This is a genomic window from Candidatus Formimonas warabiya, from assembly GCF_002777255.1.
Taxonomy (GTDB): domain Bacteria; phylum Bacillota; class Dehalobacteriia; order Dehalobacteriales; family Dehalobacteriaceae; genus Formimonas; species Formimonas warabiya.
Window position 1 is genome coordinate 5,423,850 of the sequence record NZ_CP017634.1, and the last position, 25,455, is coordinate 5,449,304.

At 48.5% G+C, this 25,455-nt stretch carries 29 protein-coding genes; all 29 read left to right on the forward strand.

Features of this window, described 5'->3' with window-relative positions; translation table 11 throughout:
- Window positions 1-68 precede the first annotated feature (68 nt).
- The 29 genes from DCMF_RS24660 (at window position 69) to DCMF_RS24800 (ending at window position 25,449) form a co-directional block, all read left to right on the forward strand.
- Window positions 69-926, forward strand: a complete 858-nt coding sequence (locus tag DCMF_RS24660) for an FAD binding domain-containing protein (RefSeq protein WP_214658877.1) — start codon at window positions 69-71, stop codon at window positions 924-926.
- A gap of 295 nt (window positions 927-1,221) precedes the next feature.
- Window positions 1,222-1,698, forward strand: coding sequence for a (2Fe-2S)-binding protein (locus DCMF_RS24665; RefSeq protein WP_148136894.1), 477 nt, complete (start codon window positions 1,222-1,224; stop codon window positions 1,696-1,698).
- A 20-nt stretch (window positions 1,699-1,718) separates the two neighbouring features.
- Complete coding sequence (locus tag DCMF_RS24670) at window positions 1,719-4,013, forward strand: xanthine dehydrogenase family protein molybdopterin-binding subunit (RefSeq protein WP_214658878.1); 2,295 nt, start codon at window positions 1,719-1,721, stop codon at window positions 4,011-4,013.
- Window positions 4,014-4,091: 78 nt separating this feature from the next.
- Complete coding sequence (locus tag DCMF_RS24675) at window positions 4,092-4,430, forward strand: NifB/NifX family molybdenum-iron cluster-binding protein (RefSeq protein ID WP_148136896.1); 339 nt, start codon at window positions 4,092-4,094, stop codon at window positions 4,428-4,430.
- Between the two features lie 280 nt (window positions 4,431-4,710).
- A complete protein-coding gene (locus tag DCMF_RS24680; protein ID WP_214658879.1) occupies window positions 4,711-5,535 on the forward strand; it encodes an MBL fold metallo-hydrolase in 825 nt (274 codons plus the stop codon).
- A gap of 48 nt (window positions 5,536-5,583) precedes the next feature.
- Window positions 5,584-5,955, forward strand: coding sequence for an iron-sulfur cluster assembly scaffold protein (locus DCMF_RS24685; protein ID WP_148136898.1), 372 nt, complete (start codon window positions 5,584-5,586; stop codon window positions 5,953-5,955).
- 78 nt (window positions 5,956-6,033) lie between these two features.
- Window positions 6,034-6,813, forward strand: a complete 780-nt coding sequence (locus DCMF_RS24690; RefSeq protein ID WP_148136899.1) for an Mrp/NBP35 family ATP-binding protein — start codon at window positions 6,034-6,036, stop codon at window positions 6,811-6,813.
- Window positions 6,814-6,835: 22 nt separating this feature from the next.
- Window positions 6,836-7,198 carry a NifB/NifX family molybdenum-iron cluster-binding protein gene (locus tag DCMF_RS24695; protein ID WP_148136900.1) on the forward strand — a complete coding sequence of 121 codons (363 nt, stop codon included), beginning with the start codon at window positions 6,836-6,838 and terminating at the stop codon, window positions 7,196-7,198.
- Between the two features lie 30 nt (window positions 7,199-7,228).
- Window positions 7,229-8,059, forward strand: a complete 831-nt coding sequence (locus tag DCMF_RS24700) for a nucleotide-binding protein (protein WP_148136901.1) — start codon at window positions 7,229-7,231, stop codon at window positions 8,057-8,059.
- Entirely contained in the window at window positions 8,050-8,913 is an 864-nt protein-coding gene (locus tag DCMF_RS24705) for a nucleotide-binding protein (RefSeq protein WP_148136902.1), read from the forward strand. The genes DCMF_RS24700 and DCMF_RS24705 overlap by 10 nt, the downstream gene beginning before the upstream one ends.
- Window positions 8,910-9,266 carry a NifB/NifX family molybdenum-iron cluster-binding protein gene (locus tag DCMF_RS24710; RefSeq protein WP_148136903.1) on the forward strand — a complete coding sequence of 119 codons (357 nt, stop codon included), beginning with the start codon at window positions 8,910-8,912 and terminating at the stop codon, window positions 9,264-9,266. Before DCMF_RS24705 ends, DCMF_RS24710 begins: the two co-directional genes overlap by 4 nt.
- A gap of 53 nt (window positions 9,267-9,319) precedes the next feature.
- Window positions 9,320-10,660: an FAD-dependent oxidoreductase gene (locus DCMF_RS24715; protein WP_148136904.1), complete on the forward strand. Its 1,341-nt coding sequence runs from the start codon at window positions 9,320-9,322 to the stop codon at window positions 10,658-10,660.
- Window positions 10,661-10,967: 307 nt separating this feature from the next.
- Complete coding sequence (locus tag DCMF_RS24720; RefSeq protein WP_148136905.1) at window positions 10,968-11,609, forward strand: DUF1847 domain-containing protein; 642 nt, start codon at window positions 10,968-10,970, stop codon at window positions 11,607-11,609.
- Between the two features lie 93 nt (window positions 11,610-11,702).
- On the forward strand, window positions 11,703-12,155 hold the full coding sequence (locus DCMF_RS24725) for a DUF134 domain-containing protein (RefSeq protein WP_148136906.1): 453 nt from the start codon (window positions 11,703-11,705) through the stop codon (window positions 12,153-12,155).
- A 76-nt stretch (window positions 12,156-12,231) separates the two neighbouring features.
- Entirely contained in the window at window positions 12,232-12,960 is a 729-nt protein-coding gene (locus DCMF_RS24730) for a Rossmann-like domain-containing protein (protein WP_148136907.1), read from the forward strand.
- A gap of 230 nt (window positions 12,961-13,190) precedes the next feature.
- Entirely contained in the window at window positions 13,191-13,715 is a 525-nt protein-coding gene (locus DCMF_RS24735; protein ID WP_148136908.1) for an FmdE family protein, read from the forward strand.
- 86 nt (window positions 13,716-13,801) lie between these two features.
- Complete coding sequence (locus DCMF_RS24740) at window positions 13,802-15,418, forward strand: ABC transporter substrate-binding protein (protein ID WP_236860116.1); 1,617 nt, start codon at window positions 13,802-13,804, stop codon at window positions 15,416-15,418.
- Window positions 15,415-16,392: an ABC transporter permease gene (locus DCMF_RS24745; RefSeq protein ID WP_148136910.1), complete on the forward strand. Its 978-nt coding sequence runs from the start codon at window positions 15,415-15,417 to the stop codon at window positions 16,390-16,392. The genes DCMF_RS24740 and DCMF_RS24745 overlap by 4 nt, the downstream gene beginning before the upstream one ends.
- Complete coding sequence (locus DCMF_RS24750; RefSeq protein WP_148136911.1) at window positions 16,393-17,229, forward strand: ABC transporter permease; 837 nt, start codon at window positions 16,393-16,395, stop codon at window positions 17,227-17,229.
- Between the two features lie 10 nt (window positions 17,230-17,239).
- Window positions 17,240-18,955: an ABC transporter ATP-binding protein gene (locus DCMF_RS24755; RefSeq protein WP_148136912.1), complete on the forward strand. Its 1,716-nt coding sequence runs from the start codon at window positions 17,240-17,242 to the stop codon at window positions 18,953-18,955.
- Between the two features lie 59 nt (window positions 18,956-19,014).
- Window positions 19,015-19,389, forward strand: a complete 375-nt coding sequence (locus DCMF_RS24760; RefSeq protein WP_335582366.1) for a hypothetical protein — start codon at window positions 19,015-19,017, stop codon at window positions 19,387-19,389.
- A gap of 42 nt (window positions 19,390-19,431) precedes the next feature.
- Window positions 19,432-19,968, forward strand: a complete 537-nt coding sequence (locus tag DCMF_RS24765) for a flavodoxin family protein (RefSeq protein ID WP_214658880.1) — start codon at window positions 19,432-19,434, stop codon at window positions 19,966-19,968.
- Between the two features lie 169 nt (window positions 19,969-20,137).
- Complete coding sequence (locus DCMF_RS24770) at window positions 20,138-21,082, forward strand: CobW family GTP-binding protein (RefSeq protein WP_148136914.1); 945 nt, start codon at window positions 20,138-20,140, stop codon at window positions 21,080-21,082.
- Window positions 21,083-21,104: 22 nt separating this feature from the next.
- Window positions 21,105-22,730 carry a permease gene (locus DCMF_RS24775; protein ID WP_148136915.1) on the forward strand — a complete coding sequence of 542 codons (1,626 nt, stop codon included), beginning with the start codon at window positions 21,105-21,107 and terminating at the stop codon, window positions 22,728-22,730.
- Between the two features lie 84 nt (window positions 22,731-22,814).
- On the forward strand, window positions 22,815-23,660 hold the full coding sequence (locus tag DCMF_RS24780) for a TIGR03943 family putative permease subunit (protein WP_148136916.1): 846 nt from the start codon (window positions 22,815-22,817) through the stop codon (window positions 23,658-23,660).
- A 192-nt stretch (window positions 23,661-23,852) separates the two neighbouring features.
- Window positions 23,853-24,446, forward strand: coding sequence for a DUF3793 family protein (locus DCMF_RS24785; RefSeq protein WP_236860117.1), 594 nt, complete (start codon window positions 23,853-23,855; stop codon window positions 24,444-24,446).
- A gap of 43 nt (window positions 24,447-24,489) precedes the next feature.
- The gene (locus DCMF_RS24790) at window positions 24,490-24,933 is read left to right on the forward strand and encodes a flavodoxin (RefSeq protein WP_148136917.1); all 444 of its coding nucleotides are present in this window, start codon (window positions 24,490-24,492) and stop codon (window positions 24,931-24,933) included.
- A 53-nt stretch (window positions 24,934-24,986) separates the two neighbouring features.
- A complete protein-coding gene (locus tag DCMF_RS24795) occupies window positions 24,987-25,211 on the forward strand; it encodes a FeoA family protein (RefSeq protein ID WP_335582367.1) in 225 nt (74 codons plus the stop codon).
- A 13-nt stretch (window positions 25,212-25,224) separates the two neighbouring features.
- Window positions 25,225-25,449, forward strand: a complete 225-nt coding sequence (locus DCMF_RS24800; protein WP_148136918.1) for a FeoA family protein — start codon at window positions 25,225-25,227, stop codon at window positions 25,447-25,449.
- Window positions 25,450-25,455: the final 6 nt, after the last annotated feature.

The following is a 25,455-nucleotide window of genomic DNA, read 5'->3' on the forward strand; positions in this document are numbered from 1 at the left end:
GGTTCAGAATGAACCCATTTTTGCCTGTTGCTTTTTGTTGTAAGTATTTGAGTCAGGGAGTGATAAGTTTGAAAAACTTTAGCTACATCAATGCAGGAACAACAAGGGAAGCCTTGGAACTGCTGCAATCGGAGAGAGAAAGGGCATGCCTGATTGCAGGGGGTACCAACGTCCTGCCTTTAATCAGAAGTGAAAAAATCGATCATAAAACCCTGATTAATATCAGAAATTTAAAAGAGCTTTGTTATATTACAGAAACAAAGGGAAAGGTTTTGATTGGTTCATTAACTACGATTGCCGATATAGAGAGATCGGAAACCTTGCGGAAATATGCACCTGCCTTAACGGAAGCCGCCCGGCATTTTGCTGACCCCACCACCCGCAACAGCGCCACCATCGGAGGAAATCTTGCCAACGCTTCTCCTGCCGCGGATACGGCGCCTCCTTTACTGGCTTTGCATGCTGTTGTAGTTGTGGACAGCGCGGAAAAAGGAGAAAGGGAAATCCCTATTGGGGAATTTTTTCTGGGTGTGAATAAGACAGGACTGGAATCTAACGAATTAATGACAAGGATCGAAATTCCCCAAAATGGGGCCAACAGTTCCAGCTGGTTTATTAAGCTGGGCTTAAGAAATGCTATGGCTATTTCTGTGGTCAGTGCGGCTGCCTGCATAGAAATTGCATCCGGGAAGATAAAAGAGGCCGGCATTGCTCTGGGTTCAGTAGCTCCTACTCCTGTGCGGGCGAAAACTGTGGAAAGCAGATTGATGGGAAAAGAACTTTCCGCAGAAGTTATTGAGGAAGCCGCTCAAGCTGTAGTGCAGGATATTTCGCCCATTGACGACGTGCGCGCCGTCAAGGAATACCGTCAAATTGTGGCAGCTGTGATGGTAAAAAGGGTGCTGAAAAAAATCGTCAATATTTAACCTGACTAACTTGGCTTACTCTGTATTCGCAGTTCTAAGGTTTGGTAAAAAGCAACCAAACCAAGAACTTGCTTCAGTCTCCCGCCATCAGCGGTCAGGGGACACACTCATTGGGGACATTCCTCTGTAAGAGGTGTGTCCCCTGACCGCTAACGGAATGTCCCCAAATATGCGGGAGTCAAACGCCAACTAAGTCATGCATTAGCAGTTCTAAAACTTGCTAAGAAAACCACTTAGCAAGTTAAGAACTTGCGTCAATAAGCATGTTTTGTCATGTGAGGGGAGGGGTCCTGAAATGAATGAAGTGAGCATTACGGTTACTGTCAATGGCACCAAAATAAAAGCAAATGTAACACCGGAGATGAGCCTGCTCAAATTTTTGCGCTCCCAGGGGTTTTGGGATGTCAAGTGTGGCTGCGAAATGGGCGACTGCGGCACCTGCACCGTGATTTTTAACGGCCGGTCCGTAAAGTCCTGTATTACTTTGGCCGCTCAAACCGACGGGGGTACCGTATGGACGGATAAAGGACTGGGTGTCTGCGATGAACTAACCAGGAAATTGCAAAAGGCCTTTGTGGAGCACGGGTCTATTCAATGCGGTTTTTGTACGCCGGGCATGATCATCGCCGGAAAGGCCTATATTGAGCAGGGAGGAAAACCTGACCGCAAGGAGATTAAAAAAGCGATTTCCGGCAACTTATGCCGCTGTACCGGATACAAAAAGATTGTGGACGCCATCTATGACGTGGCAAGCCATGAACAAGAGGCCTGATGATACTGGGAGGTGATAGAATGAGTTGTTTCGAAACAGTGGGGACACCTGCTCCCCGGCATGATGCCTGGGCGAAGGCGGAAGGAGAGCAGTTATACTCGGATGATTTTGCCTTGCCGGGGATGTTATACGGGAAAGCTTTGCGCAGCAAATATCCTGCTGCCGTCATTAGGTCTGTCGATACCGGCAAAGCAAAGGCGGTGCCGGGTGTTCACGCAGTGCTGACAGCGCAGGATGTTCCCCGTAACATTGACGTAACCAAATTTGGCCAGATGAAAGATGTGGGGGGCGGTTTTGAAGGATTATATAAGGTGCTGGCCGACGGGAAAGTTCGTTTTAAAGGGGAGGCGGTTGCTTTAGTTGCCGCCGAAACGGAAGAACTGGCCGAGGAAGCTTGCCGTCTCATTGAAGTGGACTATGAAGTGCAGCCCGGGGTATTTGACCCGGAAGAAGCCTTAAAGCCCGGGGCCTATCTGGTGAGCAGCGAAGATAACAGCAATCAAATTATGAAATGCCATATTGAGAAAGGGGATGTGGATCAGGCCTTTGCGGAAGCGGACCTGATTATTGAAAATGAATACCGCACATCCGCCGTCGACCATACTTATCTGGAAACAGAGGGCGGGGTGGCCTGGATCGACGAAAACGGCGTGATTACCATGCGGGTGGGTACCCAGGTCTTGGAGCACTACCGGACGGTGGCTAAAATCATGGGTTTTCCCCATAACAAGGTGCGGAACATGAGCATCCCGATGGGAGGCGGCTTTGGAGGGAAAGAGGATATTACGGTGGAAGCCTTCCTGGCCCTGCTCACCTGGAAGACGAAGAGACCGGTCAAAATGGTTTGGAGCAGAGAAGAATCCATTGAGTCCCATTCCAAAAGACACCCGGAGATTTTGCGCTATAAGAGCGGTTTTACCAAAGCGGGCATCCTTCTCGCCCAGCAGGTGGATATCGTTCTGGACGGGGGCGGTTATACCTATTTGACTCCCTGGGTGCAAATGTATTCCAACATCAATGCGCCGGGCTGCTACCGTGTTCCCCACATCAAAATCGACAGTGTATCGGCGCTGACCAACAATACCTTTACCAGCGCCAACCGGGGCTTCGGGGCCAATCAGGTCAATTTTGCCACGGAGCTGCAAATGGATGAAGCGGCGGCCCGGCTGGGCATCTCTCCTTTAGAAATCAGGCGGAAAAACTGTTTGAAAAACGGGGATGAGCTTTGTACCGGTTTCATTCCCCAAGGGCATATTGCATTAGAGGAAATTGCCCAAAAAGCCTGGAAGGTTTTGGAAGATGCCGGACCTAAGCCGGATGATATGGACGGCAGGAAAATTGGCCGGGGCCTAGCCATCGGTATGATGAGCTATGGAAGATTGTGTTTCCTGCATGATTCTTCCCGGGTCGGCCTGCGCATAGAGCTGGACGGAAGTGTCACCCTGCGGGCGGGAGTGCCTGATTTGGGCGGCGGCCAGGCATCGGTCCTGTGCCAGATTGTGGCGGAAGAATTAGGATTGCCGATGGATAAAATTCATCCCTATATTATGGATACCCACTTAACGCCCCTTTGCGGCACCACCACAGCTACAAGGCAGCTCTATATGTCGGGAAATGCCGCACTGGTGACCGTCCACGTGCTGAAGGAGAGAATTCTCAAAAAAGCAGGCGAGCTGTTAAAGGTGCAGCCGGAAGAAGTGCAGCTGATTCATGAAAGGGCCTGCCTGATCAATGATCCCTCCCGGGGTCTTCCTTTTGGGGGAGTGGTTGCTGCCCTGTCCAATGAGGGTATCTCCCTGTTCCATGAGGGGCAGTTTAACGCTCCTTTTAGTGAAGTGCCCAATCTGATGGACATCAAAGGACGTATTCTTCCCGACATGACCTATACGGCGCACGGGGCAGAAGTGGCGGTAGATGAAGAAACCGGCCGGTTTGAGGTCCTGAGAATTGTCGCCTGTGCCGATGTGGGTAAAGCAATCAATCGGCACAGCTGTGAAGGACAGATGGAAGGGGGGGCTATTTATAACATGGGCTATGTGACTGAGAACATGATTCAGGAGAAGGGCTATACCAGGTCCCATTCCCTAAGCGAATATTTGATCCCCACTGCCGCCGATACGCCGGAAATTGAAACCATCATGGTGGAATCCGGCGGGGGATTGGGACCTTATGGCGCGAAAGGAATTGGAGAGCCAGCAGACAATTCCATTGCTCCGGCCATTGTCAATGCGATTTATGATGCTGTGGGCGTGAGAGTGAAAAGCCTGCCGGTTACTCCGGAGATACTATTGTTTGCGATCAAAAATAAGGCTTAGCTGGTCGCTTTTTAGTTCGTGCCTTTCCAGAGTGTGCCTATCACCTTGGGAAACCATTCTGATCAGGAGGTTAGCCTGATGACACTGGCTATTGCCGTTTTCGATGACAGAGTCTCCGTCACCCTTGATAATTGCACCCAATTACTTTTGGTTGCATTCAAGGACAATCTGGTCTGTCATACGCGCCCCATCCCTATCAATGGGGATTTCCCCCTGGAATTGGTGAGAAGGCTGAAAGAGGAGGCTGTTGAAACGCTGGTCTGCGGAGCGGTGAGCAATTCGCTGCGGCAATTGATTGAGACCAGCGGCATCAAAATTGTCCCCTGGATTAGTGGATCTGTTGAGCAGGTTTTGCAGGCTTTTCGCACGGATACGCTGGAAAATCTCTTAATGCCGGGATGCTGTCGGAGGTGGTAGTGATTACTAAGAAAGAGGTGTTTTCTGATGCCATTATTAAACAGTTCAGGTCCAGCCGGTAAAAATCGGCGCAGATTGGGGAGTCCCAATTCTGATCGCTGCGGGAACAATGCAGGAATGGGCAGGGGTGTGGGGGGAAATTGCATCTGCCCCAACTGTGGAACTACCGTCCCCCATCAAAGACAGATTCCCTGCACTTTGGTCAAATGTCCTACCTGCGGAAGTGCCATGATCCGACAATCATAGCGCCATTGATGAAATCTGAGAGGGAATGAAAAACGTGAAGAATATCAGGGCTACCGTACTCGTAAACAATAGTGTTTATCTTCCGAACCTGGGAGCAGAACATGGCTGGTCTATTCTTATTGAAACAGGAGATGGTTCTATCCTGTTTGACACAGGGCAAAGCGACTTGCTTTTTAGAAACGCCAAAATACTGAATTGTGACTTGGAAAAGGTGGAAAAAGCCGTTCTCAGCCATGGACATTACGATCATACCGGGGGTTTAAGCTCATTCCTGAGCTTAAACCCTGGTACTACTGTTTTTGCCCATCCGGATGTGTTTAAAAGACGGTTTTCTATCAAGCCGGGAAAGCTGCCCCGGGATATTAGCATGCCGGTTTTAGACCAAAAACAACAATCTAATTTTTATATCACATCCCAACCGGCACCTGTTCTTGATCATGTTTTTACGACCGGAGAAATACCGAGACAATTCGATATAGGAGGAATTAACAAGGGCCTATTTTGTGACCCGGAGGGAAAAAATACAGACTCTGTATGGGATGACCAAGCATTAGTTATGCATACGCCAAAAGGGATTGTCGTCCTGATGGGTTGTTGCCATGCCGGGGTGGAAAATACTTTAGAGACGGTGGCAGGCCTGACAGGGGAGAAGAAATTTTATATGGTTTTAGGCGGGATGCATTTGAGTGAAGCACCTGAAGACAGGTTGCAGGAAACAGTGCGATGTTTACACCGGTTTCAGGTTCAAAAAGTGGGTCCGGCCCATTGTACCGGGTGGAGGGGCAGGGAGGTTTTGGCACGTCTTTTTTCCGGAGAGGTTTTTTCATGCGACGTGGGTAATGTGATCCAATTAAATTAATTTTTTTACATTTGCCAGGAAAAGAGTTGGTTAAAGGTGGAAGAAACAATGTATTTTACGCAAAAAGTGATCGATCTCTTTATCAAGCCGGAGAATGCAGGGGAACTTGCGGATGCCGATGGCATTGGAGAAGCCGGCGACCCTCATTGCGGCGATTTTTTGCGCATCTATATCCAAGTAAGAGAGGGAGTGATCAAGGACTGTACCTTTCAAGTTTTTGGCTGCTGTGCCGCCATTGCTTCGAGCAGTATGACCACGATATTGGCAAAAGGACAGGCCTTGGATGATGCGGAAAAGATTACAGCGCAGGATATTGTGCATGCCTTGGGTGGCTTGCCTGAGGAAAAGGTGCACTGTTCTGTTCTGGGGGAGTCTGCCCTGAAGGCCGCCATAGAGAATTATCGCAAGAATGATCAATGAAGTGTTTTTGGCATTTGACAAAAACACTAAAAAGATATATTATTAGCATATGCCAATTACCATGAGGAGGACGACGCTATGGGATGTAATCAGGAAAAAGAAAACCCTTTTGAAAAAGTGGAAGTAAATTCCTTCAGCACTGTGGATAAGGTGTTTGCCATCATGAGCGGAAAAGGAGGAGTGGGTAAATCTTCTGTCACTTCTCTGGTGGCAACAACCCTGTGCAGAAAGGGAAAAAGGGTAGGGATTTTGGATGCGGATTTTACCGGCCCCAGTATACCAAAGGTGTTTGGTTTAAACGAGAATATGGCTCGCACAGGGCCCATGGGAATTGTTCCGGAAGTCACGGCCGGGGGAATTAAAATTATGTCCATCAATTTATTGTTGGAGAAAAAAGACCATCCTGTGATTTGGCGGGGGCCGATCCTGGCGAACACAGTGAAGCAGTTCTTTACCGAAGTAGTATGGGGAGATCTGGATTATCTGCTCATTGACCTGCCTCCGGGAACCGGTGATGTACCTTTGACCATCATGCAGTCCCTTCCCCTGGACGGGATTGTCATCGTTTCTTCTCCCCAGGATTTGGTAAAATTGATTGTGACCAAATCAATTAAAATGGCAGAGATGCTGAAGATACCTATTATAGGGATTGTGGAAAATATGAGTTACCTGGAATGCCCGGATTGTAAAAAGATCATTAAAGTTTTTGGCGAAAGCAAAATTGAACAAGTCGCCCGGGAGACAGGGATCCCGGTCTTAGCCCGCATTCCCATTGACCCGGTATTTACGGAACTTTGTGACCAGGGAAAGGTGGAGAATTATACGAAAGTAAAAATTTCTTTAAATGGGATCCAATAAAAAAGCAAGGGGGGGACCAGTGATGAAGATCTGTGTATCCGGAGAGGGACAGGAACAGAACTCCAAAGTGGATTTTCGTTTTGGCAGATGTGCTTATTTTGTGATTTATGATTCCCTGACAAACCAATATCGGGCAGTGGGAAACCAGGGGCTCAGTTCTCCGCACGGGGCAGGGGTAGCTGCCGCTCAGCAGGTCATTGATGAAAAGGTTGATGCGGTGGTTACGGGAAACATGGGTCCCAATGCGATGGAGCTGATGAAATCCGCCGGGATAAAAATATACGAAATTTCGGGAGGCACGGTAGCGGGGGCTGTTAAACTGTGTCTGGACGGAAAACTGGGGGAGATCACGAAAGCGGCCCCTGCCCACTCCGGCATGGCTTAACCAGGTAACCAGAGGAAGGACTGGTATAATATGCAGATTTCCGTTTTGAGCGGAAAAGGCGGTACCGGGAAAACCACCATTGCCGTTAATTTAGCTGCTACCATGGGCTGGCGCTATGTAGACTGCGACGTGGAAGAACCCAATGGTTTTATCTTTTTAAAACCGCAAATTAGTGCGGCCCAGGAAGTGACCATACCGGTTCCTAAAATTGATCGGGCAACATGCAGCTTATGCCGGAAATGCGTCGATGTCTGCCAATTTCATGCTTTAGGCATGGCCAAGGATCGGGTGCTGGTTTTTGAAAAATTATGCCATGGTTGCGGGGCGTGCGCTTTGGTCTGCCCGGCAGGAGCTGTTTCAGAACAGGCAAGAGGGATAGGAAAAATAGAAAGGGGAACGGGCCAGGGGATTGGATGTGTCCAGGGCGTGTTAAATGTGGGCGAGCCCATGGCCGGGCCTATTATCAGGGATATCAAAAAAGAGATCGGTCCGGGGAATTCCCTGATCGACTGTTCTCCCGGCAGTTCCTGTAATGTGGTGAAGGCCATCGAGGGTTCACAGTATGCCCTCCTGGTGACAGAGCCTACGGAATTCGGCCTCCATGACCTGAAGATTGCCGTGGGGCTGGCGAGAAAGATGGCCATACCCTTTGGCCTAATCATGAACCGGGCTGATAAGTACAATGATTTGATTACCGATTACTGCCGCACAGAAGGAATTTCTCTCCTCGGGGTAATCCCCTTTGAAAAAAAGGCCGCTAAAATGTACGCGGAAGGACGGCTGTTAATCGAGGATCAACGCTACTGGATCCTTTTTCAGGAGATAGCCGGGATTCTGAGGGAGGTGGTCAGGTGCAGTTAATTATTCTTAGCGGGAAAGGAGGAACGGGAAAGACTACGGTTGCCGCCTCTTTTGCCTATTTGCATGAGAAAAGTATCAAAGTTGACTGTGACGTGGAAGCCCCTAATCTTCATATGATTCTCCGGGGGACCCGGGTGGAAGAAAACCCTTTTTTCGGGGCCAAGACAGCCAAAATAGATCCGGAAAGCTGCATGAGGTGTGGCGCATGTGCCCGGGTGTGCAGGTTTGATGCGATTGCCGACTTTCAGGTAGACGGGCTGAAGTGTGAAGGATGTGCCGCCTGTACCGTTGTCTGTCCCTATCAGGCTGTTTCCTTACAGGAAGAAGCAACAGGAAAAACAATCATCACCCGGACGGAGCAAGGGATTCTCTCCCATGCGGAGATGGAAATTGGCGCCGAAGGGTCCGGAAAGCTGGTGACCGAAGTAAGAAAAAATGCCGGCAGATATGGAAACAATCAGGAAATGATTTTGCTGGACGGATCCCCGGGCGTGGGGTGCCCGGTGATGGCATCCATCACCGGATGTGACGCCGCTTTGATTGTCGTGGAACCCACCCAATCCGGACGGGCAGATTTTCTCCGGCTTTTGGAACTGATTCGGTTTTTTAGAGTGAAACCATTTGTCTGTGTGAACAAATATGATCTTAATGAGCCGGTAACAAGAGAAATTGAACGGGTGTGCAGAGCGGAAAAGGTACCGGTAATAGGAGAAATACCTTTTGATCCCCTGGTAAAACAGGCTGTTAACGAATTAAAACCGGTGGTGCTGTTTCCCGAGAGCGTTGCCGGAAAACAGATCATCATGATCTGGAATCGACTAAAAATGAAATTAAAGGAGGAAAATTTACAGTGAAAATCGGCGTAGCAAAAGAAGGTAAGATGGTATCTCAACATTTTGGGCATTGCGAAGGGTTTCAAGTATTTGACGTGGAAGGGGGAAAAGTGATCAAACAGGAATTTGTGCAAAGTCCGGGACACAGACCGGGATTCCTACCTCCCTATCTGGCGGAAAAGGGGGTCAATGTGGTTATTGCCGGGGGAATGGGGGCTACCGCTCAGGAGCTTTTCCAGGAACGGGGGATTTCCGTGATTGTAGGCGCTCAGGGACCGATGGAAGATGTCGTAGATCAATATCTCAAAGGCAATCTGGTTTCTACAGGAAGCATTTGTTCCGAACATGCTCATGAGGGCCACTGTCATGACTAAAAGGGAAGGATGAGCATTTTAAACCATTCTTAAAAACAGGGGGAGGGACAGGCGTGGATAAAAGTTTTGATGTGGTGATTATCGGAGGCTCAGCAGCCGGGTTAAGCACGGCTAATTCAGTCCTAAACTGGTATCCCGGAAAAAAGGTTGCTTTAATCAGAGATGTACCGTATACGGTTGTCCCATGCGGCATCCCATATATTTACGGAATTCTTGGTTCTGTGGCCCAAAACAAAATTCCTGACGAAGGTTTCATCAAGAAAGGGATGCAAATCATAGAAAAAAAAGTGATTCATGTGGACCGCAAAAACAAAACCGTCATTTTTCAGGATGAATCAAAAGTGTCCTATGACAAACTGGTCCTTGCCCTAGGATCCCGTCCTAATATCCCTTCGATGGAAGCGATTACTTTTGCCAATGTTTTTCCTATCAAGAAAGATCCCGTATTTCTTGAGGATTTAAATCAGGCATTGGAGAAGAGCCGGAATGTGGTGATCGTCGGCGGGGGCTTCATTGGCGTGGAGATGGCTGAACAGGTGCGGCTGAAGGAAGATCGCCATGTGACACTGGTGGAATCCTTACCCCACTGTTTGATGCTCTCTTGCGAAGAAGAGGCCGGGATCCTTGTCGAAAAGGAACTTGAAGCAATGGGGATCAACGTGAAAACCAATACAACTGTGGAAGCCCTGGTGGGAAAGGACAGGGTGGAAGAAGTTGTGTTGTCTACGGGAGAAAGATTGAAGGCTGATGTGGTTATCTTTGGCGTCGGATGCAGCCCCAATACGGAATTGGCGGAAAGGATCGGGCTGGATGCAGATCGAACCTGGGGCATCCACGTGGATGAATATATGCGCACCAGTGCGGAAGATATTTTTGCCTGTGGAGACTGCTGCACCAAAATTTCCGCCATTTACGGAGAACCCGTGGCTGTTCGTCTTGCCTCGGTAGCGGCATTAGAGGGAATGATTGCCGGAAGTAATCTTTACCGATTAACCAGGAAAAACAGAGGTGTGGTAGGCTCTTTTGCGACCAAAGTAGGAACCATTTCTGTCGGCTCGGCCGGTTACACGGAAAAAGCATGCCGTGATCAGAGGATCAATTATTATAAAGGAGAAATGACTGCTCCGGACAGGCATCCGGGATCTTTGCCGGGATGCACGCCCCAAACGAAAGTGAAACTTTTGTTTGACGCTTCCACAGATCAGATCATTGGCGGTCACATCATCGGAGGTATCCAGGTAGCGGATATGGTGAATATTCTTGCTTTGGCAATTCAACAGGGCATTACCGCTGATGCGCTGGCCACAGTCCAGTACGCAACCCATCCTTTGCTCACAGGGTCTCCCCTTGTTTACCAGGTGATGTGGGCAGCGGAAAATGCCTTAGTGAGCTAAAAAAACTGTTTAACCTGACTAACTTGGCGTAAGTCTCCCGCCTCTTTAGGCGGGAGTCAAACGCCAACTAAGTCATGCATTTGCAGTTCTAAAATTCAGATGGAGTAAAAGAATCTCCATCTGAATTAAGAGCTTGCTTCAACCTGTAAGCCCAGGTTAATTGATTCATATAAGCAGGAGAATTGCGTTGGGCAATTCTCCTGGCTTATTAAGTTTACTTTGCAACATAAAGAAGATGGGCTTATGATGATAAGTAAAGGGAAGCCTTGAAGAAGATACTAAATTTAAACGGGAAAGGACTGTTTCAATGAGTAAAGCCGAATATGTTTGTGGCACTTGTAAAGTTCATGCCTGTTCAAAGGGAAATAGGGAAAAAATGCCTCTCAGTTGTCCCTCACTTGATGAACTTAAGGATGATATTAAAAATAAGTATTCAAATGAAGATTTATTCTTGGCCCGAAATGCCGCCTTAGTAGAGTCTGAGGGTTACTGCGAAAAAACCAGGGTAGAAGAGATTATGGATTTTGCCCGAAAATGCGGATTTAAAAATTTGGGGCTGGCCTTTTGTCTCGGACTGAGTAAAGAGGCGGCCATATTAGAGAGGGTGCTGAGGGCCAACGGATTTATCGTTAACTCGGTGGTGTGTAAAAACGGCGCCGTGCCCAAAGAAGAAGTGCTGATGATCAGTGAACAAGAAAAAGTAAGGCCCGGTACTTTTGAAGCCATGTGCAACCCCATTGGACAGGCGGTCTATTTAAATAAAGCAGAAACAGAATTAAATGTGGTTCTAGGATTGTGTGTCGGCCATGATACCCTTTTCTTTAAGCATTCTCAGGCACCGGTAACGGTACTGGCTGCGAAAGACAGGGTGCTGGGCCATAATCCGCTCGCCGCTTTATACTTAGCGGACGGTTTTTACAGAAAAAAGCTGTTTCCTGATCTGGAGTAACTCCTTCACATTTCCATCTGCACCTTCTGATAAAAAATAACTGAATAATGGTATAATAGTTGACATACAGGGTGAGATGATGGAGGTGTGATCATGCCCAGACCGATTAAACCCAGGAGGATATCCTTTGTTCCGGAAGATACCTATTTTATCCCCTTGGGCAAACCCCAGTGCCTGCTGGAGGAAGTCCAGATCAAAGTGGAAGAACTGGAAGCCATGCGCTTAAAAGATATCGAAAACCTGTCCCAGGAAGAGTGTGCGGAAAAGATGCAGGTATCCCGGCAGACTTTTCAATTAATTATTGATGCGGCAAGAAGAAAGATGGCGGAAGCACTGACCGGGGGCAAGGCCATCCGGATTCAGGGGGGGAATTATACCTTGAATATCTGTCGGTTTAAATGCCGGGTCTGCGGACAGGAGTTTAATGAGATTTATGAAAAAGAGTTTAATTCCTGCCCCAAATGTCAGGACAGCCGGCTGGACTGTGTAGGCAAGGATGCCTTCTGCCCCAAAAGATGCCGGAAAAAAAACAGTCATGAGGACTGAAACGGAGACAAAGAAACATTTTGCCTGTATGGCTGTGCAAGCGTTTTTTTCAGTGTGGAAAGGAAAATAAGAAAATATGAAATTTTATACGGAACTCAAAGATAAAATGGCTCAATTGGTGGAGAAACATGATCTAAGCCAAAAAGAGATTACGATTAGAACCGCTGCCCTCACCCCGGAAGAAGCCATCGGAGTTACCGGACGAAAGGATTTTCCCTTATTAAAGGGCAAGGAAATCCTAATGAACGCTTATTTTAAAGATTCAGTGGGGCAGGCTTTTACGGACCAGCCCAGTATCTTTACAGGAAGCATTGAGCAACTGATGGAATTGGACCTTAGCTCCAATAATAACAGAGCACTGTTTATTGCTTCTGCCAACGCGATTTTAAAACATTTGGGACTAATTGACAAGACGGTGCACTGTAAAAATGAGGAGCCGGAAATGTGTGCCCGGCAGATCCGAGAATGGCTAAAAGAAAAATATGGAGGAAGGAAAATAGCTTTAGTCGGTTTCCAACCTGCTATTTTGGACCATGTGCGCCAGGATTTTCAACTCCGGATTTTGGATTTGAACAACCAAAATATTGGGCAGGTAAAGTACGGCGTTCTGATCGAAGACGGCGAAAAATCCTTGTCTGATGTGTTAAGCTGGGCGGATGTTGTTTTAGCAACCGGGAGCACGGTAACAAACGGTACCATCTTAAATTTTATGGACCAGGGCAAGGAGGTCTTTTTCTACGGCACTACCATTGCCGGCGCGGCTTATTTAAAGGGCCTGAACAGGCTGTGTTTTTGCGCCTCTTAAGAAACTATTATTGGCATATGTCAATAAAAACTGTTGACAGGAAGGACTTTTTTCGGATATCATGAATATAATAAGGTCATGAAGACCTTGATTGGCCGAGTAAATTTTATTATTCATAAACATATGAAAATATTTGGATGACGTAATAAATCAATCAAACCATGAAGGGATGCTGTATGAAACAGCTCTTGGATTGGTTTTTTATTTTTTAAATGAAGGAGTGAAAGAAAATGAACAAAGAACTGTGGGAAAAATGTGTGGAATTTCATGGACACCAATGCCCGGGACTGGCCATAGGATTCCGGGCGGTGGAAGCGGCCCGGGAAAAAATGGGGATTACTTTTTCTGCGGATGAAGAGGTGGTATGCGTCACGGAAAACGATGCCTGCGGGGTAGATGCGGTGCAGGTGCTGACCGGGTGCAGCATGGGAAAAGGAAATCTGATTTACCGGCAGACGGGCAAACAGGCCTTTAGTTTCTTTAGCCGGAAAACCGGAGACAGCCTGCGCTTGGTGCTGAAGGCTGTTAACGGAGACATGGACCGGGAACACCGCCAGGAATACCTTTTAAACGCCGAACTGGGGGAAATATTTGCCTTTAAAAAGCCTCATTTTTCCTTGCCGGAAACAGCCCGCATCTTTAATACCGTGATTTGTGAAAACTGCGGCGAAGGAGCGCCGGAGCATAAAATCCGCATTCAGGACGGCAAAAAGGTTTGCCTGGATTGCTTCCGTGACTATTCCCGGGGATGGTAAGCACCGGCGCGAGATCCGGACCGGAAGGAACATGAATTTGCAGGGTTTTTAAGCAAAGGAATATGGGGGCAAAGGAGTATCGAAAGGTGAAACAACGAATTATTAATCCCATTTGTTTAGTGGTTTTGGCATGTACTGTTCTATTGGGGTTAACGGGCTGCGGAGACCGTCAGGCGGTGGGTGACAGCACCGGGACGCCAGTCGTGTTGAAGCTGGAAGGGGGAGACTGGGGTTTTCCCGATCCCTGGAAGCACTATTCTCGCGGTCCGGGCGGCTATAAAATGGAATTAATTTTTGACTCCTTGCTGGAGAAAGACGAGAAGGGGCTGATTCCCTGGCTGGCGGAAAAATGGACGGTATCCCCGGACAGCCGGGAGTATACCTTTACCCTGCGGGATAAGGTGACCTGGCATGACGGCCAGAGCTTCAGCGCCGACGATGTAAAATTTTCTTTTGACTATTACCGGGACCATCCTCCTGTTTGGAATGAGTTAACGGTTGACGGCAAGTTCATTGTCGAAAAAGTGGAGGTAATGGACGGACGCACCGTAAAAATCCGGGTGGATTCCCCCAATGCCACTTATTTGGAGAGGCTTGGCAGCATGCGCATCATTCCTAAGCACATTTGGGAGAATGTGACTGATCCGCTCAAGTTTAATGCCCGGGAAGCGGCCGTAGGCTGCGGGCCCTATGTTCTGGAAGATTACAACAGCCAGCTGGGCACATACAGGCTAACGGCTTATCAGGGGTACTGGGGACCGAGACAGAAGGTAGCGGCCATAGAGTGGGTGCCGGTAAGCGATCCGGTGCTGGCTTTTGAACAGGGAGAGATTGACTTGCTTACTGACGACGCGACCCCGGATATCCTGTCCCGCTATGAAAATAAGGAAGAATTTAAGATTATGCCTAACCAGCCTTTTTGGGGCTACCGGCTGATTCTCAATATGGATAAAAGACCGGAATTAAAAGATGTGAATCTGAGGAAGGCGCTGGCTTACGGGATTGACCGGCAAGAAATGGTGGAAAAAATCGCCCGGGGTTCCGGGATCGTAGACAGTATGGGATTTGTACCGCCGGGACATATTTGGTATAACGATCAGGTGGCCCGGTATGCTTTTGATGCGGAAAAGGCCAAAGCCCTGCTGGACGGAAAAACCTATACCTTCGACCTGCTCATCGGCGTTTCTTCTCAAGAGGCGAAAACGGGCAACAATACTTCCCGGGATGTGAAAATAGGGGAATTGATGAAAATCAGCTTGGCGAAAATCGGTATTACGCTAAATGTGAAGACCGTTGATACCAAGACCCGGGACAATGCCGTGAAAAATGGCGATTATGAGCTGGCCGTGACCAATCACGGGGGCTGGGGCAATGACCCGGATTATTTGAGAGATTATTACGGCTCCTCCACCACTAATGACCGGAGCAGCCCTGCTTCCGGAGCCCTGCCCGGGTACTTTAATCAGGAAATCTATGATCTGTGCCAGAAGCAGATGAGGCAGCTGAATCCGGAGGAAAGAAAGAAGACCATTTTCCGGCTGCAGGAACTGATTGCCGCCGATGTCCCCCAAATTCCCTTGTTCAATACGGTGGACAATTTTGTTTTCCGGCCGGCCAAGTATGACGGATGGATGTTCAGATACGATCATAACTATATGGAACACTGCAAATTATCTTATTTGGAAAGAGCGCAGGACGAATGAGGGGTCAGGCAGTGCCGAAAATCTTGGAATATCTGGCGACTATGACGGTCATCTTCACCATTAATTTTTTTCTCCCCAGGCTGATGCCTGGGGACCCTTTCCTTTTTCTTTCCTCCGACCCCGGAAATGTCACTGCGACCTTTTCCCAGGAACAAATCGACAAATACCGGGCTTATTATGGTCTGGACCAGCCTCTGGGCACCCAGTTTATCGCCTATGGGGCCAAATTGGTCCAGGGTGATTTGGGTTACAGCATTTATTTTCATGACCAGGTCATCAATCTCATCCTGGCCCGGCTGCCCTGGACCCTATCTATTGTCATGGCCTCCCTGGTATTGAGCAGTGTTACGGGGGTGGCTCTGGGGTGTATTTCTGCTTATTCCAGAAACCGTTACCTGGATCAGGCCGTCTATTTTGTAATGATTTGTTTTGGCGAAATTCCTTCCTTTTTAGTCGGTATTTTTTTTCTTTTCTTTTTGGCGGCCCAAACCGGGCTCTTTCCCCTGGCGGGAGGGATCAGCCCCTTTGTTTCTTTTGATTCTGCCGGAGCCCAAATTGCCGATCTGGTCCGGCACGCTTTTCTGCCTGTATTGACTCTGTCTTTGGCCAGGATGGGAGAATTTTATCTTTTAGCCCGGAACAGCATGATCACGGTCTTGTCCAAAGAATACATGCGTACGGCCCGGGCTAAAGGCCTGAGCAAGTTGCGGGTGATTTTCCGCCATGCTTTGAAGAATGCCCTGCTGCCGGTGGTAACAAGAATCTTTTTAAGTCTGGGCACTGTTTTGGGAGGAGCCATACTGGTGGAAAATGTTTTCAACTATCCGGGTATCGGCCGTTTAATGCAGATGGCCGTGATGTTCCGGGACTATGTGCTGCTGCAAGGGATCTTTCTTTTTGTGGCTTTTACTGTTCTGATCATGAATCTGCTCGCAGACACTGTCTATAAAAAATTGGACCCGAGGGTGGAATAAATGGAAAATCCAGCCGGACTATGGAAACAGTCTTCTTGTTTGGGAAAAACCTCAGCGGCACTTCTGGTGATGATCGTCTTAATCGCTCTGCTTTCCCCTTATTTATCCCCCTATTCGTTCCAGGCTCCCTCCGGTCCTTCCCTGGAGCCTCCGGGAAGCAGACACTGGCTGGGGACCGACGATTTAGGCATTGATCTCTGGGCCCAGATCTGTTCCGGCGCCCGCATCAGCATCATCGTGGGTTTTGGCACCGCCCTGCTTGCCGGGGTGGGAGGAACCCTGGCAGGCATGCTTTCCGGCTATTACGGGGGATGGACGGACCGGATCCTGATGCGCATGACGGATATGATGCTGGTGCTGCCGGATTTGCCCATGATGATCGTTTTGGGGGCCTTTTTCGGTCCCAGCCTGAAGAATATTATTCTTGTGCTGGCCCTTTTTTCCTGGACCGGTCCCGCCCGTATCGTCCGGTCCAGGGTGCTCTCTTTGCGGCAGGCAGCCTTCATCCGGGCTGCCCGGTGCTACGGGGCGGGATTCTGCTACCTGAGCCTCAAACATTTTTTGCCGGCAATTTTGCCCCTGGTGCTGGTGAGTATGATCAGGCTGGTGAGCAAAGCTGTGGTGGCGGAAGCGGGATTGGCCTTTTTAGGCTTGGGGGACCCTACGTCCAAAAGCTGGGGGTTGATCTTGAATCATGCCATCAATTTTTCCGGGATTTATTTTACGGATTATTGGCAATGGTGGCTGGTGAGCCCCCTGGCCGCGATTACGCTTTTCGTCGTCGCCGTTGCTTTTTTGGCCCGGGAAGTAGAAAAATTGGTCGACACCAAATTATAAGGAGGTTTTTATGGAAGAACCGTTGCTGAAAATAGAAAACCTGTCTATCCGCTATCCGGGGGAGGAAAATCAAGTGCCGGCCCTTGATCAGGTTTCTTTTTCCCTGAACCGGGGCGAAAGCTTAGGCCTGATCGGCGAATCGGGCAGCGGTAAGACCTCGCTGGCCCTGGCCCTGATGGGAGTTTCAAATGCTCAGGCAAAGATCACCGGGGAGATCTTTTTTCAAGGCATCGATCAGCAGGGGCTGTCGGAAAAGGAAAAAAACCGCTGCCGCTGGTCCGGGATGGCCATGGTCTTTCAAAACAGCCTGGATGTATTAAATCCGGTATTGACCATTTATGAACAAATTTATGAGTGCCTGCGCAGTCATACGGTGCTGCCGCCTCAGGAGGCCCATAAAAAAGTGATTAGGCTTGTGGAAATGGTGGGCCTGGACTCCAGGGTGCAAAAGTGCTATCCCCATCAGCTTTCCGGCGGCATGCGGCAGCGCGTGCTGCTGGCCATGGCCCTGTCCTGTGATCCGGCCTTGCTGATTGTGGATGAACCCACGTCCGCCCTGGATGCGGTAGCCAAAAATGAAATTGGGGAACTTCTCGCCCGGCTGCACCGGGAAAAAAAGTTTTCCTTGCTGGTGATTTCCCATGAAATGAATATTGTTTCACTTCTCACCTCGAAGGTGATGGTTCTTTATGCCGGACAGGTCATGGAAGAAGGGATGACCCAGGATGTCATAAAAAATCCCCTGCATAACTATACCAGAGGATTGATTTATTCCTCCCCGGCCTTAAATCCTTTTCGCGACCTTTGGGGAATTCCCGGGGAAAAAGAAGAAGACAGGGGAAGCGGCTGCCCCTTTTTCCCCAGATGCAGTCAAAGGGTTTCAGAATGCCGTATGAGAAGGCCTCCCCTGGCCTATGTGTCCATTGAAAGAAGGGTCGCATGCAACCGGGGCGGTATCGTAACCCTGCTCGAAGGGAAAAATCTGAGCAAGGTTTACCGGCTTAAAGGAAGGGAGGTGGCAGCGTGTCAAAAGTGTGATCTGGACATTCGTGCCGGAGAAGTGGCGGTACTGATCGGGGAATCCGGATCGGGAAAGACCACCCTGGCCGGCATTCTGGCCGGAAGCCTTTGCCCCGATAGCGGAGAAGTGGTTTTTGAAGGCGGGAAGGTTCAGGGGAATCAGGTGACCCGGCAAAAAAGGGGGATCCAAATCATTTTTCAGGACCCTTTTTCTGCTGTTAACGAGCATTTCACCGTGGAACAGGCCGTACAGGAGCCCCTGGTTATTCGGAAGCAGGAGGGGAAACCAGGACGGCGGGAACTGACCCTGAAGGCTTTAACCGATGTGCAATTGCCCTGTGACGATGGGTTCTTAAAAAGAAGAATCCATACATTGAGCGGGGGACAGCGCCAGCGGGTAGCGATTGCCCGCAGTTTGGTGATGGAGCCTAAGCTCCTCATTGCCGATGAGATCAGTTCCATGCTGGATCCTTCCACCCAGGCCAATATTTTGCGGCTCTTGAAGGGCCTGCAAAACCGGCAGGGCTTTGCCATGCTTTACGTGACCCACGATCTGGCTTTGGCCCGAAAAATTGCCGACATGGTTTATGTGATGCACCAGGGAAGAATTATTGAGAAAGGAGCGCCGGCCCAAATTTTTCACCGGCCCTCGGAAGATTATACCCAAAAACTGATAAATGGTTCCCCCATATCTCATTTATTCTGATATAGTGAAAGAAATAGGTGAAAATATAAAGAAAAATTTTATTAAATTGGAGGTTGAAGATGATGCAATGTGAAAAATGCCGGGCGGAAATTCCTGAGGGAGAAGAAATGCGTCTTCATGGCAAAATCGTGTGTGAAGATTGCTATGTGATCGGGGTACAACCCCCTAAGACCTGTGATGTGGCAGCTGTACACAGCGCTAAGATGCACCGGCAAATGTCCGGCCAAACCGGAACGGAGGGCCTTTCCGATGTGCAGAAAAGTATCTATGAATTTGTAAAATTAAAAGAAAAGGTGACCAAGGATCAACTGGCGGAACATTTTAATTTACCCTTGGCGGAAATTGAACGCCAGTTTACCGTCTTGCGCCATTGCGAACTTCTCAAAGGAACAAAAGAAGGCAATGCCGTTTATATTGTGGTCATGAATCAGTAACTTAGCTGATTTAGAAAAATGAATCAAGAAAGGGGTAGGAAGGTGAAAAAGGCGGTCATTCTTTTTTGGTCTCAGACCGGCAACACGGAAAAGGTAGCGAAAAGCATTCAAACAGGTTTGGCGGAAGGCGGGTTTGATACCACCCTCCTGAGGGTACAGGAGGCGGAAGAGATGGATTTTTATGATTCCGACCTGGTATGTATCGGCGCCCCCTCTTACAGCTGGCATCCTCCCAAACCTGTGGATGATTATTTAAAAGCAAAATTTAACAAGTATAAAAAGGAAGGCCGGGTGAAGATCAACGCGCCGAAAATACCCGGGAAAAATGCGCTGGTATTTTGTACTTATTCCGGGCCTCATACCGGGATCAGGGAGGCGGTGCCGGTAGGAAAATATCTGGGCCAATTTTTTGAGCACCTGGGGTTCACGGTGGTGGACGAATGGTATGTGCTCAGCGAATTTCACGGCTCGGAAGAAAACAGCACCCTGGGTAGAATGGGCAATATTAAAGGTTTGCCCAGCGCAGAAGATTTGAAAAGAATCCGGGAGAGTGCCCGGAATCTGGCCTCCCGTCTCTAGAAAGTTGTGATAAAGGTTATTTCAAGACCCCATTTTTGGAAAGTGGGGTTTTTAATTTTATAAATGAAAATAAGATGCATTTGCGATAAAAAAGTACTATAATATGAAAATAGTGGTATAAATGGGTTATTGATCAAGATGAAAAATTCTTTTAAAGGGAGAATGGGAGATGGGCGTAAAAATTGATATTATTTCCGGATTCCTGGGCGCAGGAAAAACCACTTTGATCAAAAAACTGCTCGAAGAAGAACTCTGCCGGGAAAAGCCGGTGATCATTGAAAATGAGTTTGGAGAAATAGGAATTGACGGTACTTTATTGAAAAAGTCCGGCATAGAAATTAAAGAAATCAATTCAGGATGTATTTGTTGTTCTCTGGTGGGAGAATTTGAACGGTCCATCCAAGAGGTGCTTTCCCGGTTTAAACCGTCCCGGATCATTATTGAGCCTTCCGGCGTCGGTAAACTGTCTGAGGTGATCAAGGCTTGTACCTCTCCCCGGATCAAAGGGCTGCTTGTACTGAATATGGTCATCACCGTGGTGGATATCCAAAATTATCAGCTATACTTGGAGAATTTTGGGGAGTTTTTTTCCAACCAGATCCAGCATGCGAAAACTTTGATCTTAAGCCGGACCCAGGATGTTTCCCCGGAAGAGGTGGCAGCAGCAGTCAAGTCTCTGCACCAATGGAATGACAGGGCCCATATTGTCACTACGCCCTGGGCCCAGCTCCGGGCGGAACAGCTGATCGCCCTGGCAGAGGGGAAGGATAGTCTGGTGCCCGGCCCTGACCCGGAATATCACGGGGCCCATCATGCCCATGCTGCTCACGGGGACAAGGCCTTCGAGGTCTGGAGCAAAGAGACGCCAAAAATATTCCCGGAAAAAGAATTGAGAAGGATGTTGGAAAAAATGGATCAAGTTTCATTGGTGGGGCGGGTTTTAAGGGCCAAAGGAATTGTACAGGCGGGTCCGGAGCAGTGGGTCCAGTTTGATTTCGTACCCCGTGAGGTCAATATCCGTCCTGTGGAGCCGGATTATTCGGGACGACTGTGCATTATCGGACAAAATTTAAACAGAAAAGGACTGGCCAATTTATTCCAGGTCATGGATTAGATGTTGAAGCGGGGTTGGGAGGATGAAAGTAAAGATAGATATTTTTACCGGGTTTTTAGGCGCCGGGAAAACTTCACTGATCAATGAAATGCTGGGAAGCCCCTTCCTTCAGCATGAAAAAATACTGGTGATTCAGTGTGAAGCCGGGAGAGAAAGCATTTGTCCGGATCTTTTAAAGGGAGGCAAAGTCCGGGTGGAAAAGCTGGAACAAGGGACCGTGCTCACGGCTGAGATGATCCGGGAAAGATTACTGCAGTTTTTTCCGGACCGGGTGATCATTGAACAGAACGGTATGGCGGGGTTGGACAATTTGTTGTCTCAGTTCAATCAGCCCGGACTGCAAAAACGGTGCCGCATCAACAGTGTTCTCCATGTCGCCGATGCCCGTTCTTGGGAGATGCTGGTACAGAATATGGGGCCCAGGCTCTTGGAACAGATAGCGGGAAGCGAATTGGTCCTGTTGAATTATAGTGCCGGTTTGTCTCCGGAAAGAATCAAGACCCTCAAAAGAAGAATCCGGGGGATGAACCCTACCTGTGAAGTTTTAACCATTGCCACTCCTCGAGAATTTCGCCGGAAATTGGATGAGGGGACCCTTTATCTGGAAGAAAAACCGGTTCCGCCCCTCCGTTGGTCCAACTGGTTTTGGGGAGTTCTCCTTCTGGGCGGATTGGGATATTTTCTTTTCCACATCCTTCAAACAAGCGGAGGGAATTTTTCCGGGCTTGATATGGTGCGGATCCAGGCCTTTAATACGGTATTTATCAGTATTCTAATGCAGGCTTTTCCTTTTTTATTGATTGGCGCCTTCCTCTCATCCCTGATTCAGGTTTTTGTACCCGGTGACGCCATGGCCCGCTTCTTTTCCCGGAACAAAATAACTTCGTTCTTGATGGCCATTTTGGCCGGCGTATTCTTTCCGGTCTGTGACTGTGCCATTATTCCGGTAGTGGTACGGCTGATTAAGAAGGGTGTGCCTCTTCCGGCCGCGCTCACCTTTCTTTTGGCCGCTCCTACCGTAAACCCGATTGTGGTAGCGTCCACTTATTATGCTTTTCCCGATGAGCCTATGGTCGTGGCGGCCCGCCTGATCCTGGGCATTGCCATTGCTGTAACGGTAGGGTGGGCCTTTCTGTTTTATCCCCGGCGGCAGGACCTTGTTTTGGACCGGGCGGATCACTACCGATGCGACTGTATCTATTGCCGGGATGACAGCATAAAAGGAAAAGGTTTCTTTGCAAAGGTGCCGGTGATTTTCCGGCATGCCGGGGCAGAGTTTATTGATGTGGGCCGCTTTTTAATCATGGGGGCTTTTCTTACCGCTTTGGTGCAGACCCTTGTGTCCAGAGAAGCCTTATTTCAGCTGGCAGGGGACCGGGAAGTGTCTCTGGCGGTAATGATGGGGGCAGCTTTTGTGCTTTCTGTGTGTTCCACCTCGGATGCCTTTATCGGCAGGAGTTTTTCCGTGGCCTTTCCCGTTGATGCGGTGATGGGATTCCTGGTGCTGGGTCCCATGCTGGATTTAAAAAATTTACTGGTGCTTTTGGGCAGCTTCCGGAAAGGTTTCGTGCTGAGATTAGTCCTTTTCGTTATGGGGTTATCTTACATTCTGTTATATTTCCTCACGCCCCTTATTTTTTCCCGGTGAGGAAAATGAAAAAGACCTAAAGGAACTTCAGGGCGTATTGGTTCACGTTAACCGGCCATTGGCCGGGGAAAGGAAGAGAGAAAAATGAGGTTTTCATCCCGGAAAGCTATGAATTATGAAGCAGTTTTTAAAATCCTCATTTTTTTAGGGTTTGCCGGGTTTTTTTATACGGTGATCCAGTCCGGAGCAGTCCGGCTCTACGTACATGCCCGGATCTTCCCGTATTTAGAATTTGCCGTGGGGGCCTTTGTTTTAATGGCCTTTTTTACGCTGGGTGAGGTCTTTCAGAGGGCGCCCAGAAAAACTCCTGCCGGTCGCTATACCTTGTTTTTTGTTACCCTGATCTTAGCTGTTTCTTTACCGGCAGCAGTAGCGGTGCCAAATACCATGTATCTGGGGGACGGGGTACAGGGGCAGAATACGGAAAGCAGAGAGAAGGAAAACGGGGCGACAGATCCTTCCCGGGAAGCCGGTAATCAGCAGGAGACCTTAGCCCCAACCGGAGAGGAAGAGAATACCCCGGCCGGGGAACCCGGCAATGAGGAGTGGGGGCTGTCTTTGCAAGACGGCAAAATCATTATGGACGACAATACCTTTGCCGGCTGGTTGAACGAAATTTATGAGCGCTTGGACGTATACGTAGGAGTGGAGATTGAGACTTCCGGTTTCGTGTTCCACAGCGAGGAGTTTCTCCAAGATCAGTTTGTCCCAGCCCGGATGATGATGAATTGTTGTGCCGCAGATGCCGTGCCGGTAGGTTTTTTGTGCGGTTACCCGCAGGCTGCCCATTTGCCCGACGACAGCTGGGTAAAAGTAACAGGGATGATTACCCGTACCACCTATGAAGGGGAGACCATCCCCTTGATTCAGGCAAAAAAGATTGTGCCGGTGGAAAAGCCGGAAACGGAGTATATCTATCCTATGGAATAAAGAGAGATCGAAAGATATTTTTCAAAAGAATTTGTCTAAATAGCATTGACAAAAAAACATAAAAATGGTACTTTATTTATAGAAAAAGTTAGGAATAACTAACAATGATTGTCCTCAAAAAGAAAGAAGAAATATTTTTTTAGATAAATGTTAGGCATTCCTAACTCGTCCTGACAATTAATGGAGGAGGCAATGATGAACCATTTAGAAAAATTAATCGATTTATGGTCAAGGATGGATGATCAGAGCTATTTAACGGCTCTGATTGCCTACCGGATTGCGCCCACCCTGGCGTTGAAAAAACCGGCTTCTTTGCTCTCTTTTTCTCGGAATCGCAGGGATCATTACAGCTTATGGGAAAAGCACAAAGATGGTGTGGAGGGGAGACTGCATCTGAAGTTTACGGAAATCCGCAGGACCGGGGAGAGTGTTTTGGTTTTGTTTTACGATGCGGATGCTTTGAAAAAAACTATTTTTACGCGGCAAAACAGAGACTTCTTAAGGCTATACGGGTATGGGAATGAGATGGATTTAAACCGTCATTTGGAATTCTTGCAGAAACGTTTCCGCAGCGGTTTTCCCCATGAGATCGGCATTTTCCTAGGGATTCCTCTGGAGGATGTGCGGGGATTTATTGAAAACAGGGGTAAAAGGTTTCTGCTCAACAAGTACTGGAAGGTTTACCACAATCAAGAACGGGCCCGGGATATTTTTCACGCCTATGACAGGGCCCGGAGGGAGATGATGGCCTCCCTGAGTGAACCGGATTTGAAATTGTCTGTTTAGGAAGAATATACATAAATTTTATATTAGATGGAGGGATGAGAAAATGAAATATGCAGTGATTATTTACTGGAGCGGGTCCGGCAATACCCAGCAAATGGCTGTAGCAGTGGCTGAAGGAGCAAGGTCCGTGGATGTAGGAGTGAAGCTTTTGCCCGTAAGCAAAGCGACGGTGCAGGATGTCTTGACGGCGGATGCAGTGGCCTTGGGCTGCCCGGCCATGGGGGATGAGGCTTTGGAAGAGGAAGAAATGGAGCCTTTTGTCACCGATTTGGAAAAAGAACAGCTGGCAGGAAAGCCCTTTGTTTTATTTGGGTCCTACGACTGGGGTGACGGCCAGTGGATGCTGGATTGGCAGGAGCGTATGAAACGCAAAGGGGTCCGGCTGGTAGATGAAGGGCTGATCCTTCAAAATACTCCTGACGAAGACGGCTTGGCCGAGTGCCGGGAACTTGGGGTAAGGCTGGCATCTTTGGTGAACCGGCAGTAAAAGTTTGCTCAAGTGTTAGGGATGACTAACAATTCCATGAAAAGGAGGGAGAAATGGTGCCTTTAACAATGCTGCCCGTAGGGCAAGAAGGAGTCGTCAAAGGATGCAGAGCAAAAGAGGTGACGCGGAAATATCTGGAAGGTCTAGGACTGGTACCGGGTACCCCTGTCACGGTGATTCTGGAAAACACGGGAAATCTCATTGTTGCCGTAAAAAACTCCCGTTTGGCTCTAAGTAAAGGAATTGCCCAGCAGTTGCTGGTAGAAGTAGCGCTTTAAGGAGGAAAAGGATATGGAAAAGACGTTAAAAGATTTAAAACCCGGAGAGACATCCGTGATTACGGAGATCTCCGGAGGCGGTGCAGTGAAAAGAAAGCTGATGGATATGGGCCTGACAAAGGGAGCCGAGGTACGTGTACGGAAGGTTGCTCCTTTAGGTGATCCCATTGAAATTAACATCAGGGGATATGAATTAACTTTAAGAAAATCCGAAGCGGAAAATATTATGGTAAAATAAGGCTTC

What these genes read in the sequence shown, in the direction of transcription:
- DCMF_RS24665 (WP_148136894.1), top strand. Translation starts at nt 1,222, where the DNA reads ATGAATGAAGTGAGCATTACGGTTACTGTCAATGGCACCAAAATAAAA.
- DCMF_RS24670 (WP_214658878.1), top strand. Translation starts at nt 1,719, where the DNA reads ATGAGTTGTTTCGAAACAGTGGGGACACCTGCTCCCCGGCATGATGCC.
- DCMF_RS24675 (WP_148136896.1), top strand. Translation starts at nt 4,092, where the DNA reads ATGACACTGGCTATTGCCGTTTTCGATGACAGAGTCTCCGTCACCCTT.
- DCMF_RS24685 (WP_148136898.1), top strand. Translation starts at nt 5,584, where the DNA reads ATGTATTTTACGCAAAAAGTGATCGATCTCTTTATCAAGCCGGAGAAT.
- DCMF_RS24690 (WP_148136899.1), top strand. Translation starts at nt 6,034, where the DNA reads ATGGGATGTAATCAGGAAAAAGAAAACCCTTTTGAAAAAGTGGAAGTA.
- DCMF_RS24695 (WP_148136900.1), top strand. Translation starts at nt 6,836, where the DNA reads ATGAAGATCTGTGTATCCGGAGAGGGACAGGAACAGAACTCCAAAGTG.
- DCMF_RS24700 (WP_148136901.1), top strand. Translation starts at nt 7,229, where the DNA reads ATGCAGATTTCCGTTTTGAGCGGAAAAGGCGGTACCGGGAAAACCACC.
- DCMF_RS24720 (WP_148136905.1), top strand. Translation starts at nt 10,968, where the DNA reads ATGAGTAAAGCCGAATATGTTTGTGGCACTTGTAAAGTTCATGCCTGT.
- DCMF_RS24725 (WP_148136906.1), top strand. Translation starts at nt 11,703, where the DNA reads ATGCCCAGACCGATTAAACCCAGGAGGATATCCTTTGTTCCGGAAGAT.
- DCMF_RS24730 (WP_148136907.1), top strand. Translation starts at nt 12,232, where the DNA reads ATGAAATTTTATACGGAACTCAAAGATAAAATGGCTCAATTGGTGGAG.
- DCMF_RS24735 (WP_148136908.1), top strand. Translation starts at nt 13,191, where the DNA reads ATGAACAAAGAACTGTGGGAAAAATGTGTGGAATTTCATGGACACCAA.
- DCMF_RS24745 (WP_148136910.1), top strand. Translation starts at nt 15,415, where the DNA reads ATGAGGGGTCAGGCAGTGCCGAAAATCTTGGAATATCTGGCGACTATG.
- DCMF_RS24750 (WP_148136911.1), top strand. Translation starts at nt 16,393, where the DNA reads ATGGAAAATCCAGCCGGACTATGGAAACAGTCTTCTTGTTTGGGAAAA.
- DCMF_RS24755 (WP_148136912.1), top strand. Translation starts at nt 17,240, where the DNA reads ATGGAAGAACCGTTGCTGAAAATAGAAAACCTGTCTATCCGCTATCCG.
- DCMF_RS24760 (WP_335582366.1), top strand. Translation starts at nt 19,015, where the DNA reads ATGATGCAATGTGAAAAATGCCGGGCGGAAATTCCTGAGGGAGAAGAA.
- DCMF_RS24770 (WP_148136914.1), top strand. Translation starts at nt 20,138, where the DNA reads ATGGGCGTAAAAATTGATATTATTTCCGGATTCCTGGGCGCAGGAAAA.
- DCMF_RS24775 (WP_148136915.1), top strand. Translation starts at nt 21,105, where the DNA reads ATGAAAGTAAAGATAGATATTTTTACCGGGTTTTTAGGCGCCGGGAAA.
- DCMF_RS24780 (WP_148136916.1), top strand. Translation starts at nt 22,815, where the DNA reads ATGAGGTTTTCATCCCGGAAAGCTATGAATTATGAAGCAGTTTTTAAA.
- DCMF_RS24785 (WP_236860117.1), top strand. Translation starts at nt 23,853, where the DNA reads ATGATGAACCATTTAGAAAAATTAATCGATTTATGGTCAAGGATGGAT.
- DCMF_RS24790 (WP_148136917.1), top strand. Translation starts at nt 24,490, where the DNA reads ATGAAATATGCAGTGATTATTTACTGGAGCGGGTCCGGCAATACCCAG.
- DCMF_RS24795 (WP_335582367.1), top strand. Translation starts at nt 24,987, where the DNA reads ATGGTGCCTTTAACAATGCTGCCCGTAGGGCAAGAAGGAGTCGTCAAA.
- DCMF_RS24800 (WP_148136918.1), top strand. Translation starts at nt 25,225, where the DNA reads ATGGAAAAGACGTTAAAAGATTTAAAACCCGGAGAGACATCCGTGATT.